Origin of the sequence: Formosa undariae, assembly GCF_042427615.1 — a bacterium.
In the GTDB taxonomy this organism is placed as follows: Bacteria; Bacteroidota; Bacteroidia; order Flavobacteriales; family Flavobacteriaceae; genus Formosa; species Formosa undariae.
Genome location: NZ_JBHMEZ010000032.1, coordinates 31,407 through 47,022, shown reverse-complemented (window position 1 = coordinate 47,022; position 15,616 = coordinate 31,407). Strand labels below are relative to the sequence as shown.

Annotated in this window: 9 protein-coding genes; all 9 read left to right on the top strand. The window is 35.8% G+C overall.

Translation table 11 applies throughout. The annotated features are described in order from the left end of the window. Window positions 1-68: 68 nt before the first annotated feature. The 9 genes from ACFFVB_RS17190 to ACFFVB_RS17150 all read left to right on the top strand — a co-directional run bounded on the left by ACFFVB_RS17190 (window position 69) and on the right by ACFFVB_RS17150 (window position 15,427). Complete coding sequence (locus ACFFVB_RS17190; protein ID WP_382384464.1) at window positions 69-2,999, top strand: M64 family metallopeptidase; 2,931 nt, start codon at window positions 69-71, stop codon at window positions 2,997-2,999. 40 nt (window positions 3,000-3,039) lie between these two features. Next, a complete protein-coding gene (locus ACFFVB_RS17185) occupies window positions 3,040-3,777 on the top strand; it encodes a 3-keto-disaccharide hydrolase (RefSeq protein ID WP_382384463.1) in 738 nt (245 codons plus the stop codon). Window positions 3,778-3,834: 57 nt separating this feature from the next. Beyond that, a complete protein-coding gene (locus tag ACFFVB_RS17180; RefSeq protein WP_382384462.1) occupies window positions 3,835-5,409 on the top strand; it encodes a sulfatase family protein in 1,575 nt (524 codons plus the stop codon). Between the two features lie 13 nt (window positions 5,410-5,422). Next, complete coding sequence (locus ACFFVB_RS17175; protein ID WP_382384461.1) at window positions 5,423-6,232, top strand: sialate O-acetylesterase; 810 nt, start codon at window positions 5,423-5,425, stop codon at window positions 6,230-6,232. Window positions 6,233-6,571: 339 nt separating this feature from the next. Beyond that, window positions 6,572-8,461 carry a 3-keto-disaccharide hydrolase gene (locus tag ACFFVB_RS17170; protein ID WP_382384460.1) on the top strand — a complete coding sequence of 630 codons (1,890 nt, stop codon included), beginning with the start codon at window positions 6,572-6,574 and terminating at the stop codon, window positions 8,459-8,461. Between the two features lie 14 nt (window positions 8,462-8,475). Beyond that, window positions 8,476-10,431 (top strand): plastocyanin/azurin family copper-binding protein, encoded by a 1,956-nt coding sequence (locus ACFFVB_RS17165; protein WP_382384459.1) that lies wholly within the window; start codon window positions 8,476-8,478, stop codon window positions 10,429-10,431. Window positions 10,432-10,539: 108 nt separating this feature from the next. Continuing rightward, entirely contained in the window at window positions 10,540-12,222 is a 1,683-nt protein-coding gene (locus ACFFVB_RS17160) for a hypothetical protein (RefSeq protein WP_382384458.1), read from the top strand. Window positions 12,223-12,457: 235 nt separating this feature from the next. Next, a complete protein-coding gene (locus ACFFVB_RS17155; RefSeq protein ID WP_083415661.1) occupies window positions 12,458-12,958 on the top strand; it encodes a hypothetical protein in 501 nt (166 codons plus the stop codon). 30 nt (window positions 12,959-12,988) lie between these two features. After that, window positions 12,989-15,427, top strand: coding sequence for a glycoside hydrolase family 2 TIM barrel-domain containing protein (locus ACFFVB_RS17150; protein WP_382384457.1), 2,439 nt, complete (start codon window positions 12,989-12,991; stop codon window positions 15,425-15,427). The last annotated feature ends 189 nt before the right edge of the window (window positions 15,428-15,616 follow it).

Genomic DNA, 15,616 nt, shown 5'->3' with positions numbered 1-15,616 from the left:
TTCAAAGCCACTCTCAAAGTAAGAGAGTGGCCTATGAACCTTGGACGGAATCTCAGATAGATAAGTTCATGGAAAAAACGGAATTAATTCCTATTAGTGTTACAGGAGATAAGGATAATAGAATTAATGTTGTTATAGTAAACCAATGGACTTCGAGTGATAAAGCACCTTACAATTCGCCTGAAATGCGAGGTGAATTTGTTAAAGATATTGAAGAGTCGTTAGTTGCTGCGCTTACTTATGGCGATGAAAGAGCACAAACGGCTTATTCTCATTATAAAGAGTTTTTTAATGTGTACGGACTTTGGGCGCCACATATGCCAGAATTTAAAGTAGGCATTGGCATCCCAGAAATCGACGCCATGAGAGATAAATTGTTTTTACCTTGGAAAGATGAGAATAGAGGCTGGATTACATTCTTAATTATGCCAAACAGAGAAAGTGGTGGTGGTGGTGCTGCTAGAAACTTGGAAGGCAGATATGGTACAGCTGTTATTGCAGGTAATGGTATAGGTAAGATGTTACACGAAATTTCTCATACATGTATGAGTCTAGGAGACGAGTATACTACTGGTGCGACAGGAACTTCTGCTTTTCCAACATATGCCGCAGAATTAGAATACGATAGAGAAAAAATGAAATGGAGAAAATGGATAGATCCTTCTACGCCATTACCAACGCCATACGAAGAACAATATATAGATAAGATTGGAGCATTCGAAGGCAATCAATATCACCTCGTAGATTATTACCGTTCTACAGCTCAAGGGTGTATTATGGGAGCCGGAGTATTCGATAATACCGAACATATGTGCCCGATTTGTAATCAGCGTGTGTCTATGCGTGCTTACGATTTAGTCGACCCCGTTAATAGTTTTACACCTTCAACAAATGCCATTAGCATAAGTGGCAAAAAGAAAATTCATTTTTCTGTAGATCATATTAAGCCAGAGCCAAACACTCAAGTTGCAAGATGGTATTTAAATGGTAAATTAATTGCTACAGGTTCATCTGAGTTAGATGTAGAATTTGGTGAGATTTCTAATTACGAACTGGTTTGTTCCATAACAGATGAAACACCTACTATTAAACCAGATCCTCCATTTGCTGTATTCCCGCAATTCGATGTCGCATGGACAATTACAAATACTGCTCCGTCGTCTTCGGCTAGGGAATTATCGGTAAGCTTAAGTGCTAAACAAAAAGATAAAAAAGTAACTGCTTCTAATACGATTAAACCTAATGTTTCTGGAGGTAAAGCGCCTTACACTTACATCTGGTCTGATGGTAGTACAACTGAAACTTTAGATAATGTAGGTAAAGGGATTTACGATGTAACGATTATCGATAGTGAATTTAGAACAGCTAAAGCACATTATAGCATTTACGAAAGTAGTTTAAGTGCTAGTAAGAAGTCAAGTAAGTCTAAAAAGAATGCTAAGGAAATAACGGTTGTTTCAGATATTAAAGCTTCAGATATAGGTGAAGATAATGGTTCTGTAGCCTTAAGTTTTTCTGGAGGAACGGCACCTTATACTGTGCAGTGGCAAGATGCTGACTATGTATATGGAGCAAGTCAAATATATGAGGCTGAAGATGCAACATTCAGTATTCCTGAACATGACATAAAAACATTCTTTAATGCTAGCGAAAATACGTTTGTGAATTTTAAAGATAAAGAAGGTAAAATAACCTGGAATGTAGAGGTTGCGAACAGTGGGATTTATCCAGTAGACGTTATTTATGCTGGAATAGACCTAAAAGGATCCGATGCACAGGTTTCTGTAAATGGTAAGCTTCAAAAGGATTTAATGCATTTTAATCAAACACGTCCGCTTTATACTGGATGGGATTACGCTACTGTAAAAGTATATCTAAGCGAAGGTTTTAATACGGTAAGTGTGGTGTCTAACGGAGAATCTATTCCAAACTTGGATTACCTTAGATTACCTGCTAGTGTAAGTATGATTTCTGTTAACGAAACAGAAAGTATTAATCTTGCACCTGGCGATTATAGTTTTGTGGTTACAGATGCTAATAACTTAGTGACTGAAAAAACGATTACAATTCCTGAAGTTTATGCGTTTGAAGTAGATAATCTAAACATAGATACAGAAGGCGAACATGCTGTGAAAATAGAAAATCCAATAGCTAATTATAGCTATAAGTGGTATGCTAAAGATGCAAGTAATCGCACTAAAGAATCTTATGAGTCTCCGCTTTTTATAGGAACTACTTTTTCTCCAAAAACAAAAGGGAATTATTATGTAGCAGTAAAAAATAATCTAACGCAAGCAGAAAGTGTTAATAGAGTTGGTTTTGCTGTTGGAGATATTGCAGATAAAAGAACGGTTGCTATCGACCCGTCTGAGTTGGAACGAGGAAGTGTGTTATTTTGGTTAGATGCTACAGATATGGATGGAGATCGAAAGGAAGATGTTATTGCTCCTGCAAGAGGACCAGTTTCTGCTTGGAGAGATAAGTCACGAAGATCGTCGGCTAATGCTTTATTTACAAAGTACGAACCTAATAAATTAAATGGAAAAGGTGTTGCCGGTTTCGATCAGGTTTGGTTATCTATAATGGACGAAGAAGTTAAAGACTATCAAACTGTAATTATGGTTTATAAAGAAAGCAGTATGTCTTTTCCTGGGTCTTCTCTTTTTAAAGGATTAGAAACATTAATGGGGAAAAGTGAAAATACAAAAACATCACTTTTCGACGAAAGTAAAACAGATTCAAAAACGAAGAATGGAAGCGTTTTCCTAAATGGTAAAAAAGTGAATCCATTTGTAACACCAAATCCAATGGATTATTGTCTTCTTACTGTACAGTTGGATTCTAAATCAGGAATACCACTTAGAAGAACAGAAGGTCTTTGGGAAGCAGATTTAGCCGAGTTTATAGTTATAAATAGAGTGCTAGAAGATTGGGAGCGCAAAGGGGTAGAGGAGTATCTTCGAAGAAAATGGTTGGCTAAGGTCGACGTGAAATTTTAATAAACTATAAAAAAACCAAACCAAAATAAAACAGAACAAAATGAAAAATTTAGTAAAGAAAAGTAGTCTCTTGCTTCTTGTAGCGTCCTCGTTTATATCTCTTGTAGGTTGCGGAGATACTGCGCCTCAGGATAACGTTTTAACAGATGCAGAAAAAACAGACGGATGGAAATTGTTATTTGATGGAACAACAACCGATGGTTGGAGAGGTTATCAAGCAGATGATATGCCAGCTTCTTGGAAAGTTATAGATGGAACATTAATGACTGAAGGTGCAGGTTCTGAAAAATTAGGTGATATTGTAACTACAGAAAAGTACGAAAATTTCGATCTTAAATTAGAGTGGAAATTAGAGCCAGAAGGCAATAGTGGTGTTTTATATCACATTAACGAAGATCCTTCTCTTGCAGCAACATATTATTCAGGTCCAGAATATCAAATTATAGATGATTTAGGTTTTCCTGGAGGCGTAACACCTTATAACTCTACTGGAGCAGATTATGCAATGACACCAGCAGACGAATCTCAAAAACAATTAAACCCAATAAACACTTGGAATACAACAAGAATTGTATTCGATCATGGTAAAGTTACACATTACTTAAATGGTAAAAAGATTGTAGAATTTATTTCTGGGGATGCGGCTTGGAATGAAAATATTCAAAAAAGAAAATGGAAAAACTACCCAGCTTACGGGAAATCTAAAACTGGATTTATTGGTTTACAAGATCATGGTAGTAAAATATGGTTTAAAAATATCAAGTTAAAAGAACTATAAATTAAAGGAGTTCGATATCAATTATTCTAAATCAATACAATACATAATTACTACATTATGAATAAAAAAAATCTCTTATATATTTTTAGTTTTTTCTTAGTCGGTTCTTGTTTTACATCATGTAAAGAGACTGTTAAAGAAAAAGAAGTGGTTGAAGCTAAGCAACCTAATATTATTTATATCATGACAGACGATCATGGTTACCAGGCTATTAGTGCTTATAATGGGGCGTTAAATCAAACACCTAACATAGATAGAATTGCGAATGAAGGGGTGAAGTTTACAAAGAGTTTTGTAACTAACTCAATATGTTCGCCGAGTAGAGCTGTAATGCTTACAGGTAAATTTTCTCATGAAAATGGACAACGTATCAATGGTCTTAAATTTGATGGAAGTCAGCAAACATTTCCAAAATTGCTAAGAACTGCAGGTTACGAAACGGCTTTAATCGGAAAATGGCACTTAGGTAGTGAGCCAACTGGTTTCGATTACTGGAATGTATTACCAGATCAAGGAGATTACTACAACCCAGATTTTAATGAAATGGGTGAGAAGTCTAGAAAAGAGGGTTATGTAACATCTTTAATTACTGAGTATAGTTTAGATTGGTTAAAGGAAAGAGATACAACAAAACCTTTTGCGCTTATTATGCATCATAAAGCACCACATAGATGTTGGATGCCAGAGATCAAATACCTAGATAAGTATAACGATGTTAAATTTCCAATTCCAGATAATTTTTACGACGATTACGAAGGTAGAACGGCTGCAGCTCAACAAAGAATGCACATGAAGAATTTCTGTCCAGTAAACGATTTAAAAATGTTGGATAAGGAAGGTGAAATCGACGGACCTTTACGTAAGTATTTCGAAGCTCAAATTGCTAGATTAACACCAGAACAAAGAGAAGCATGGGATGCGGCTTATGCAGAAGAAATAGCATATTATAAAGAGGCTAAGTTAACAGGTAAAGAATTATTGGAATGGAGTTACCAGCGTTATTTAGAAGATTATTTAAGATGTATCGATTCTGTAGATGATAGTGTCGGAGAAATTTTAGACTTCCTAGAAGAAAATAGCCTTGACGAAAATACACTTGTAGTATACACTTCAGATCAAGGATTTTATTTAGGAGAACATGGTTGGTTCGATAAGCGTTTTATGTATGAAGAATCTTTCCGTACACCGTTATTAATGAAATTACCTTCTAGAATTAAAAAAGGTACAGTTACAGAATTGGTTCAGAATATAGATTATGCACCTACATTTTTAGATCTAGCGGGTGTAGAGATTCCTTCAGATATGCAAGGGAAATCATTACTACCTATATTAGACGATAAGGCTGATAACGACGAATGGAGAAAATCTGTGTATTATCATTATTACGAATATCCAGGACCTCATGCTGTTAAAAGACATTATGGTGTAAGAACAGATAAGCATAAGTTGATTCATTTTTATAACAATATCGACCAATGGGAATTATACGATTTAGATGCAGATCCAGGAGAAGTAGATAATTTATATGGTAAAGATGGATATGACGAAATTACACAAACGTTATATACCGAATTATTAGACTTACAGAAGAAGTATAATGATACCACTGTTGTGGATGTTAAATTAAACTAGGCTAGATATAGTTATGAAATTTAGAAAAACTTTATTCTGTTTATTGGTCGTGTTCTTAATTGCTTTGCCTAGTCAAAGTCAAGAAAAAGACTTGCCTGTTAAAGTGTTTATTTTAGGTGGGCAATCTAATATGGATGGTACTGGTAAAGGGGAAGAGCTTCCTGAAGAGTACCTTGTTGCTCCCGAAAACAGCATGATTTGGGATAATAAGGAAAAAAAGTGGGTAACCCTACGTACCGATTCTTTCTCTGAAAGAAGAAAATATAAATTCGGTCCTGAGGTGGCATTCACGCATCTTTTAGCTAAAAAATTTCCAAATCATACTATTGCTATAGTAAAAACCTCTGGCGGAGGTACTAAGTTATGGAAACATTGGCTTCCAGAGCAAAATATGTATAAAGCATTCCTTAGAAATATTAATAATGGACTTGCAGATTTAGACAAACAAAACATTCCTTACGAAATTTGTGGTATGTTATGGATGCAAGGCGAGTCGGATGCAGAAACTCTAGAATGGGCAAATGCTTATGAAGACAATTTAAAAGTACTTTATAAAGATGTAAGGTTGCAAATGGATAAACCTGATTTACCAATTGTAATGGGACGTATTTCAATAGGACTTTTAAGAGAAACACCTTGGGTTTTCGATTATACAGAAGTGGTTCAGGCCGCGCAAGATCGTGTAGCAAAAGCCGATAAAAATGTACGCATTATTAATACAGATAAGTTAGAAACGTTAAAGGATAACACTCATTTTAATTCGGAATCCAATATTTGGTTAGGACATAAAATGGGGAAATTAATGATTAAGGAAATAAAATAATATTTTTTAATACCCCGTAATTAAACCACATGTTTGTTACCCTGAAGTTGTGTACTCATGGCGCTCTATCTTAAAACTAAAGCATTCATGACTAATCGATTTCAGGGTTTCAATTTTTTAATGAGTATTAGTAAAAGACGTCAGTATTATTAGTTTTGTAAAGCTGCTTGTTAAGAATGGGATTTAAGCTGTTTATTAATTTAAGGGACTGGATATAACTTTTAATTTTACTTAAAGTATTTACAAAAAAGAACATAATTTGATTACTAAAATAGCGTACTAATTAAGATTAACCTTTAAATTTTTTATTGATAATAAGATTGAACTAAAATTAAATTTATGAAGAAAACAGTATTTCTTTTTATTGTATTAATGCAACTTGTATTTGTTGGATGTACAGAAAAAAACAAAGAACCAAAGGCTGAAAGTGTAAAAACTGTAGAAGAGCCATTAACATACTTGCCTTTTAAAACCGTTAGCTTGGAAGACATGTCGGCGTTTAAAGAGCCTAGTTCTAACTGGCAAATTGTAGGAGATGCTTACGTAGACAGAAGTCAGAAAACAACACTTACAAGTACGCCAGGAACAGGAGTATTAGTTAGTAATCCTGCTCCAAAATCAAGAGGAAATCTTTTTACAAATTTTGAACATGGTGATATCGAATTAGAGATCGATGTGATGATGCCTTTAGAATCGAACTCTGGAATTTATTTTCAAGGTAGATACGAAGTACAACTTTTTGATAGTTGGGGCGTAAAAGATGTTGCTTTTTCAGATATGGGCGGTATTTACCAGAGATGGGACGATACTAAAGAAGAAAAAGGATACGAAGGTCATGCGCCTAAAATAAACGCAGCTAAATCTCCTGGATTATGGCAACATTTAAAAATCCTTTTCCATGCTCCTAGATTTAATGAGGCAGGAGAAAAGATTAAAAATGCAGAATTTAAGGAAGTTTGGCTTAATGGTCAGTTAATCCATGAAAATGTAGAAGTTACTGGCTATACAAGAGGAACAAAACTTCATGAGGAAGTGCCTTCTGGACCTTTAATGATTCAAGGGGATCACGGACCGGTTGCTTTAAAAAATATCAAGTATAAATTATACGGATCAGATCGCGTAACCTTAGCTAATGTAGAAATGATTGAGTACGATGGTGGTGTAGAAACACTTCCAAGTTTCGATACGATAACACCTTTACGTACGGTAAAAACAGATTCTATTTCGGCGCAAATGGCGACGGGGAAAAGAGCATCAAAAATTCTAGTTTACACAGGTAATTTAGAAATTCCAACTGCAGGAGATTATACCTTCGATATGGAATTTCTTAGTGCAGCTGGTATTTTAATTGTCAATAAAGACACTATTGTAAATTATGAACTAGAAAAGCCATCTCGATTTGCAACCGTATCACTTCAAAAAGGACAAGTGCCTTTTAAGTTAATTTACAATAAGATTAGCAGATATTATATCGGATTAGGACTTTATGTAGAAGGTCCGAATATGGAAAAGCATAGCCTGACAGCTAAGCAATCGTACATGCCAAGAATAAGAAATCCTAAAAACGACATTTTCGTAGAGGTAGAAGATGAGGTGATTGCACAACGTAGTTACTTTATGCATAATGGTGTAAAACGCACGCATGTCGTTTCTGTGGGAACTTTAGAAAATGTTAATTATGCATTCGATTTAGAATCAGGTTCGTTATTAAAAGCGTGGGATGGCGTGTTATTAGATGCAACACCAATGTGGTATGTTAGAGGAATGGATCAATTGGGTGTACCAAATGATTTTAATATTTCATTTAATGGCGGTCCAGAATTCGCTTTTTTAGAAAACGAGAAAGCCGTTTGGCCAGATACTATTCCAGCGCAAGTCGTTCAAAAACAAATTGGATATAAATTCGATACATCGGGTATGCCTTCATTTACATTTAAAATGAATAAAACGACTATCGAAAATAAAATAGTTCCTGTAGAAGGAGTTAGAGGTCTTAACAGACAAATCACTATTACAGGAAGTGAGCCTATTTGGTTTAAAATTGCGGATGGTGACGAAATTAAAAAACTACCTGATGGTTCTTATCTAATTAAAAACGAAAACTATTTTATAGATTTTTCTGATAAAAATGGTACAACACCAGTGATTAGAAATGTAAATGGTAGGGACGAATTAGTTGTAGAACTAAGCGCAGGAAATCAGAGTGTAACGTATAATATTATTTGGTAAATAAAAGGATGAATATGTATAAAATAAAAATGCCAATAGTACTAGTTTTTATAATTTTTACTTCTTATCTGTCAGCTCAAGCGCCATCAGACATGGCTAAAAAGGAAGCTGTATATTATGAAATCGTAGATGTGCCTATTCCTAAAGGTGTCGAGTTGGAAGTAGGTGGTTTAACATTTACAGACGACGATAAATTAGGTGTAACCACAAGAAGAGGAGAACTGTGGGTTATCGATAAACCATATAGCCAAAAACCAGAATATTCACGTTTTGCTCACGGCTTACATGAAGCGTTAGGAGTTAAATATAGAGATAATAGTTTTTACCTGACTCAAAGAGGTGAATTGTCGCGGTTATTCGATCACGATGGCGATGGGAAAGCAGACGAGTACAGAACCATTTATTCTTGGCCCTTATCTGGAAACTATCACGATTATGCTTATGGTCCGAAGTTTACAGAGAATGGCGATATGTTGGTTACCTTAAATTTATCATGGGTAAATCACGGAGCGAGTTTAGTAAAATGGAGAGGTTGGATGTTAAAAATCACACCTGAAGGAGAAATGGAGCCTATTGCAACAGGTTTACGTTCACCTTCTGGTTTCAATATTAATAAAGATGGCGATGTGTTTTATACAGAAAACCAAGGAGACTGGGTAGGTTCTGGTAGAATGACACATTTAGAAAAAGGAGATTTTGCAGGAAATCCAGAAGGCTTAAGATGGTCTTCAGATCCGCTTTCACCAATAGATCTGAAACAAGATGTTATAGACGAAAGTTTAGGACTTTCTCTTTACGAGTATTCTAAAAAAATTCCGGCTTTAAAAGCGCCAGCGATTTGGTTCCCTCATACCATATTGGGTATCGCAACGTCAGATATTTTATACGAAACTACAGGTAATAAATTTGGTCCTTTCGATGGGCAAATGCTAATTGGAGATCAAGGACACAGTAAAATAACACGTGTGTTTATGGAAAAAGTAAATGGTGTGTATCAAGGTGCTGCTTTTGCTTTTAGAGAAGGATTCTCTTCAGGAGTTTTAAGATTAATCTGGGGAAGCGATTCAAGTATGTTTGTAGGAATGACAAGTAGAGGTTGGGCGTCTACAGGTAAAAAAACGTTTGGTTTACAACGTTTAAAATGGACAGGTAAAACACCTTTTGAAATTAAAACGATGAAAGCTCAAGACGATGGATTTATTCTTGAATTTACTAAACCGGTTAACAAAAAATTAGCGGCAGATCTTGCCATGTATAAGCTGAATACTTTTACTTACAATTACAACCATGAATACGGTAGTGATATTGTAGATAGACAAACGGCTATGATTCATGAAGCTATTGTTTCAGAAGACGGTCTAACCGTAAGACTTAAAATACATGGTATGCGTTTGGGGTATATTCATCAAATAGAAATTCCAACGCTTAAATCTACATCTGGAGATTTATTATTACACAATACAGGATATTATACGTTGAATGAAGTGCCGGGAGGGAAGTTAAATTCTCCATCGATGACTATGGTTTCAAAATCAGATAAAAAAGTTGTGCAGCCAAAACGTACAAATAAAATGCCTGAATCTTGGAACAATAAAATAGACGAGAAATTAGATATTGGTACCAAGCCAGGTTTAAAATATGATGTTGAAGAGGTGCGTATAAAAAGAGGAAGTAAAGTGGCGTTAACGTTTAATAATAACGACGATATGCTTCACAATCTTGTTATCACCGAAAAAGGTGTTAAATCTGTAGACGAAGTTGGGAAATTAGCATTGTCTCTAGGTTTAGAGGGGGCCGATTATAACTACGTTCCAGATACCGATTTGGTACTATTTCATACCGGAATTTTAAAACCTATTAGTACAGAAACAATTTATGTGACTATGCCAGAAACACCAGGAGAATACTGGATCGTATGTACGTTCCCAGGACACTCTGCTGTAATGCGAGCGAAACTGATTGTAGAATAAATAGTAAGTAAGCTTAAAGTAATTAAAGGTCTGTTTTGTAAAGTGAATACAGTATGTTTCTTTATAAAGCAGACACTTTAATCATTAAAAACATAAAGGAATTAGCATATGGTAAAGCAAAAAAATATTAAAAAGTACTGGAAAGCTCAAGTTATAAAAGGGCTTGTCTTGGCCTTATCTGTTTTTAGTGTGAGCCATTCTTATTCGCAAGTACAAGACGGTCTAGAAGGAACTAAAAAAGGCTCTATGAATGGGTATCTCATGATCGGAATTAATAAAGTTCCGGAATCTTATGATGCAGGCTTCTCTACGTACATTGCGGCATGGCCTTTAGTTAAAGATTATCCAGGTAATAGTTTTCAAACAGGACTTTTAGGAACTTGGATGCATCCAGATTATAATGGTGTAACAAAGCCAGATAGAAAGTTGTATAACGACATCGAGGGCGGATTAGGCTGGTGGAGAGATACGAGATTTGCTACTGAAACCCCAAAGTTTATTATGGGAGGAGTAGCCTTAAACTTCAGTGCTTGGGCCAATGGGCCAGGTGCAGGGAAAGGAAGAAACTGGGATAAGCCAAACGGTAAGTATGGGGTAGCTCAGCTTAGTCCTTGGGTATTGTGGCCTCCAGATGGTCTGAATCTTAAACAAGGAACTAATGGAGAATTATTTGGTTATGGGTATTTGCCGCTTCCATTAATTAAAGCAAAATCGACTACGGCTGGAAAAAATGTGCCTACAGGAGATAATTCGTGGACTTTATTTTTAAACACTGAAAATTTTAAAGGACCAGTTGCATTTTTTACACCTTATTTTTTCTCTAAACCTATCGTAGAAGAGCCGGAATTGGCAGGTATGTTTCTGGATACACGTCCGGGAAAGCCAAATAAGCCCATCCAAATGGAAACGCAACATATTCCGAGTGTACAATACACAGATCGTAATGGAGATGTATATGCTAGAGTTGCTCCTACATCTTTTCCGAGTGATACTAATGGGGAATCGATGCTTATGCACCAAGTTACTGCATATAAAAAGAGTGCGCTTTGGGATGCTGTAAAATTATGGTTAGATAAAGATGGTCCTGTTGCAAGCGGAACTATCGATACCAAAGGAGCGGTAGTGCATACCTTTAAAGGAACTGCAGGATCTAGTTGGAAAATTTATCCTTTAAATACTCCAAAAGAGCAAAGATGGCCAATCGATTGGAAATCCATAGCGACTCCCATTGCCTTAGATTCAACGACTTTTGGTTATAAGTGGGACGAGAAAGTAGTGAAGCGCATGGAAACAAAAAACGGACCACTAATGGCGCTTCCTGAATATTATAAATTAGAAAAACGGACGAACGGTAAACCGTATTGGGTAGCATTACAAGCCAAAGATGTGCCTTCAGAATCTGGATTAGATAAACTTAATTTTGCATCGACAGATGCACCATCGGAACCTTATCTTACACCAGAAGAAACGATAAGTAGTTGGAAAACGCCAGGACCTGTTGCGGGCCCTTTTAAAACTAAAATTGGTGATGGTAGTACTGTAACGTATTACTGGTATCGTTTTGTGGATCAGCCTGCATTATTGAATGCCGATTTAACAACTGCCGAACGCGAAGAATTACAAAAGCGTGTTGTAAAATTACATCGCGAATGGACAAAAGACAAAGCGTATATTCCGACACCAAAAGTTGGAGCGTTGGCTAATATAGACCCCGCTCTAATCGTAACGCCTCCAGTAGGAATGGAAGCAGGTTATGTGCCAATTGTAACGAGACAAGGATTGGAAGAATAGGATATGATTAAATAATAAAACGTCCTTTTCTCCGTGTATAGACTTGTTTTTTATAACAAGTAAAACTAATTGTAGAATGAGGTGTTATACTTTTTATTTATTATAACCGTATGTGATTAAAGTCCGTTAGATAATTTCTTTATTTAACGGACTTTAATGTTTTAATTTATGCTGTCTTGTTCGTGTTGGATGAATTAAAAGTGTTTTTCGTCAGTCATTTAAAAAATTATAGAAAATGAAAAAAATTATTATGCTATTAAGTATTTGCTTAGCTTACTCTTGTGAAAACACGGTAAAACCTGAGCCTACAAAAAATATTGAACTCACAGAGAGTCAAAAACAAGCAGATATTGATTCTGTGAAAAGTCTGGTTTCAGATTCATTTCAAGATATATTTTCAGATTTCGATTCTACAACTGTATCTAAATATTATACAACCGATTTTGTGCTTTTAGAAAATGGTGTGTTATGGAATAACGATTCAATCCGCAGTTTTATTCGAAGAAAGCAGGCTAGTAAACAAAATGTTCAAAGGTTAAATAGTTTTGAGTATTTAAAATCTGAACATAGCCAAAATATGATTTGGGTAGCTTACGATAATTATGCGTTTTTCGTAAAAGAAAAGGACACGATTAGAACGGCACATTGGCTAGAAAGTGCGATTGCTAAAAAAGAAAATAATACATGGAAAATTCAGCAATTACATTCTACTGTTGTCCGAAAAAACAAACACTAATAATTAACTCAAACCTTTAAAATTAAAGACATGAAAAAGATCTATTTATGTGCATTTCTATTTGTGTTTTGCATGCTTAATACGGCTTATAGTCAAAGTAGACAGCTTTTTAATGCCGACTGGAAATTTGCGTTACATGAGCAAGAAGGTGCAGAAGCTCCCGATTTTAACGACAAGAATTGGAGCATTGTAAACGTGCCACATGATGCTAGTATTAAAGGTGAATTTGATAAAAAAAACTCTACTTCTGGTAATGGCTATTTGCCTTTTCAGCAGGGGTGGTATCGCAAATCATTTATGCTTTCTGAGCAGGATAAAGGTAAAAAGGTGTTTATCAATTTTGAAGGCGTCTATAGAGACTCTAAAGTTTGGATTAATGGCGAACTTTTGGGGCGAAACTTAAACGGTTATCTAGGGTTTGAATACGATTTAACGCCTTATGTACAGGTAGGGCAGGAGAATGTTATAGTGGTGCACTACGATAATCGAAAAAAAAGAACTTCCCGTTGGTACACGGGGGAAGGGATCTATAGAGATGTTTGGTTAAGAATTGAGAACCCTGTATATGTGGCTAACCATGGAACATATGTAACGACACCATTCGTTAGCAAAGAGAAAGCGAAAGTAACATTAGAAACAGAGATAATTAATGAAGCAGGAAAGGACGGTGAAATTACGCTAGAAACACAAATATATAACCCAAGTGGTGTGGTGGTGGCTTCAAAAACAAGTGTGGTGTATCTGCAGTTTTTTAAGACGCATAAATTTCATCAGGAATTTCAAATTTCCAATCCTGAACTATGGGATACCGAGACGCCAAACCTTTATTATGCAAAAACCAAGATACATTTTAATGGAGAGATTCAGGGGGATTATAACACGCGTTTTGGAATCCGAGATATCGAGTTTGTTCCAGATCGCGGATTACTGTTAAACGGAAATAAGGTATTTGCTCAGGGTGGAAATTTTCATCACGATTTAGGTTGTTTAGGTGCTGTAGCGTTAAAGGAAGGGTATCGATACCGCTTACAACAATTAAAAGATATGGGGTCTAATTCCATTCGGTTAAGTCATAATCCGCATGCTAGGGTTTTACTCGAGCTTTGCGACGAGATGGGAATTCTTGTGATTTCGGAATCTTACGACAAATGGACCTCTCAGTATTATGGTGGTGAAGTCGCTTTTCGCGATGTTTGGAAGACGGATATGGAACGTTTTATAAAAAGAGATCGAAATCATCCTTCAATTTATCTTTGGAGTGTAGGAAATGAAGTGTCTAAGCAGCGTAAAATGTTCGATAAGAAATTTGAAACTGAAGCAGATGGCGCGTATCAAGGAGCCGATGTTTTAAAAGAATTGGTGGCGTATGTGCATGAGTTAGATCCTAGCAGGAAAGTTACTGCAGCGCTTTTTCCAGGACGAAAAGATGATAATTTGGAATGGAATAATTGGGATAATCACGATGAATTTATGAAGACTTTGCCACCTGCGATGGCTTTTAATATGGATGTGGTGAGTTGGAATTATACCGGTAATTTTTTCGATATCGACCATGAAAAGTATCCGCAAATGCTATTTATAGCCTCGGAAACGGCAACAAATCTTGACTTTGGAAATCGTAAAATTTCGATGTTAGAATTTGATAAATCGTATGTAGTTGGACATTATTATTGGGCAGCGTCGTCTTATTTAGGGGAGTCGGTTTGGCCAAATAAAAGTTGGGAACGCTCTTTTTATGGAATGGACGAGCAAATGACACCTATTGGTCATATTTATCAGGCGTTGTATAGTGAAGATCCGAAACTAAAACTTTTGGTAAAAGAGCCAGATACCTTAAAATATAAAGCCTGGGAAAACCATTACGATAACAAACGATGGAGTTGGTATCCGATGTTAAATCATTGGAACTTTAGTGCAGATGATCTCCTAGAAATTCAGACGATTACAAATTGTGATGAGGTTGAATTGCTATTAAATGGAAAATCTTTGGGAAGTAAAACACTTGCGCAAGGTGAGGAACCTGTGTTGTATTGGGATGTTAATCATAAAGAAGGAGAACTAATTGCAATAGGGAAAAGAAACAATAAGATTGTGGTTAGGGATACACTTGTCACTGCGAGTAAGCCTGCTCTAATTAAACTGTCGCCTAATAAAACTGAATTAAACGCAGATGGGGCAGACCTGGTTTATATTCAGGTGAGTTTAAGAGATAAAGCAGGACATATTGTTCCTGAAAATCAATTAATACAATTTAGTGTAAATGGACCGGCGAGTATAGCCGGAGTTGCTAATTCAGATGTTTTTTCCGACGAATCTTGGCAAGGCAATAGTAGGAGCACGACTAATGGAACGTGTCTTGTTGTGCTACGTACCACAACCGATGTTGGTACAATTGAATTAAGTGCAAAAACAAACGGGCTGAAATCTGCTAAGCTTGTTTTAGATGTGACTAAAAAGAAGTCGATTTGATAGCTGAATGTTTTTGATAAAAGCATGATGCAAAACGTTTGTAATTAAGGATTCAAACGATTTTAAGACATAAACGAAATGAGTATAAGTAATACAGAATTTGACATAAACATATTAGAAAAATAGTACATCATTGTAGATAAAAGACACTATCCTAGAAAGTGTGTAAGTTCAAAATTTCAGGGTTAA

Bases quoted from the DNA above. Each gene is read 5' to 3' on its own strand.
- ACFFVB_RS17190 (WP_382384464.1), top strand. From the start codon at position 69: ATGGAAAAAACGGAATTAATTCCTATTAGTGTTACAGGAGATAAGGAT.
- ACFFVB_RS17185 (WP_382384463.1), top strand. From the start codon at position 3,040: ATGAAAAATTTAGTAAAGAAAAGTAGTCTCTTGCTTCTTGTAGCGTCC.
- ACFFVB_RS17180 (WP_382384462.1), top strand. From the start codon at position 3,835: ATGAATAAAAAAAATCTCTTATATATTTTTAGTTTTTTCTTAGTCGGT.
- ACFFVB_RS17175 (WP_382384461.1), top strand. From the start codon at position 5,423: ATGAAATTTAGAAAAACTTTATTCTGTTTATTGGTCGTGTTCTTAATT.
- ACFFVB_RS17170 (WP_382384460.1), top strand. From the start codon at position 6,572: ATGAAGAAAACAGTATTTCTTTTTATTGTATTAATGCAACTTGTATTT.
- ACFFVB_RS17165 (WP_382384459.1), top strand. From the start codon at position 8,476: ATGTATAAAATAAAAATGCCAATAGTACTAGTTTTTATAATTTTTACT.
- ACFFVB_RS17160 (WP_382384458.1), top strand. From the start codon at position 10,540: ATGGTAAAGCAAAAAAATATTAAAAAGTACTGGAAAGCTCAAGTTATA.
- ACFFVB_RS17155 (WP_083415661.1), top strand. From the start codon at position 12,458: ATGAAAAAAATTATTATGCTATTAAGTATTTGCTTAGCTTACTCTTGT.
- ACFFVB_RS17150 (WP_382384457.1), top strand. From the start codon at position 12,989: ATGAAAAAGATCTATTTATGTGCATTTCTATTTGTGTTTTGCATGCTT.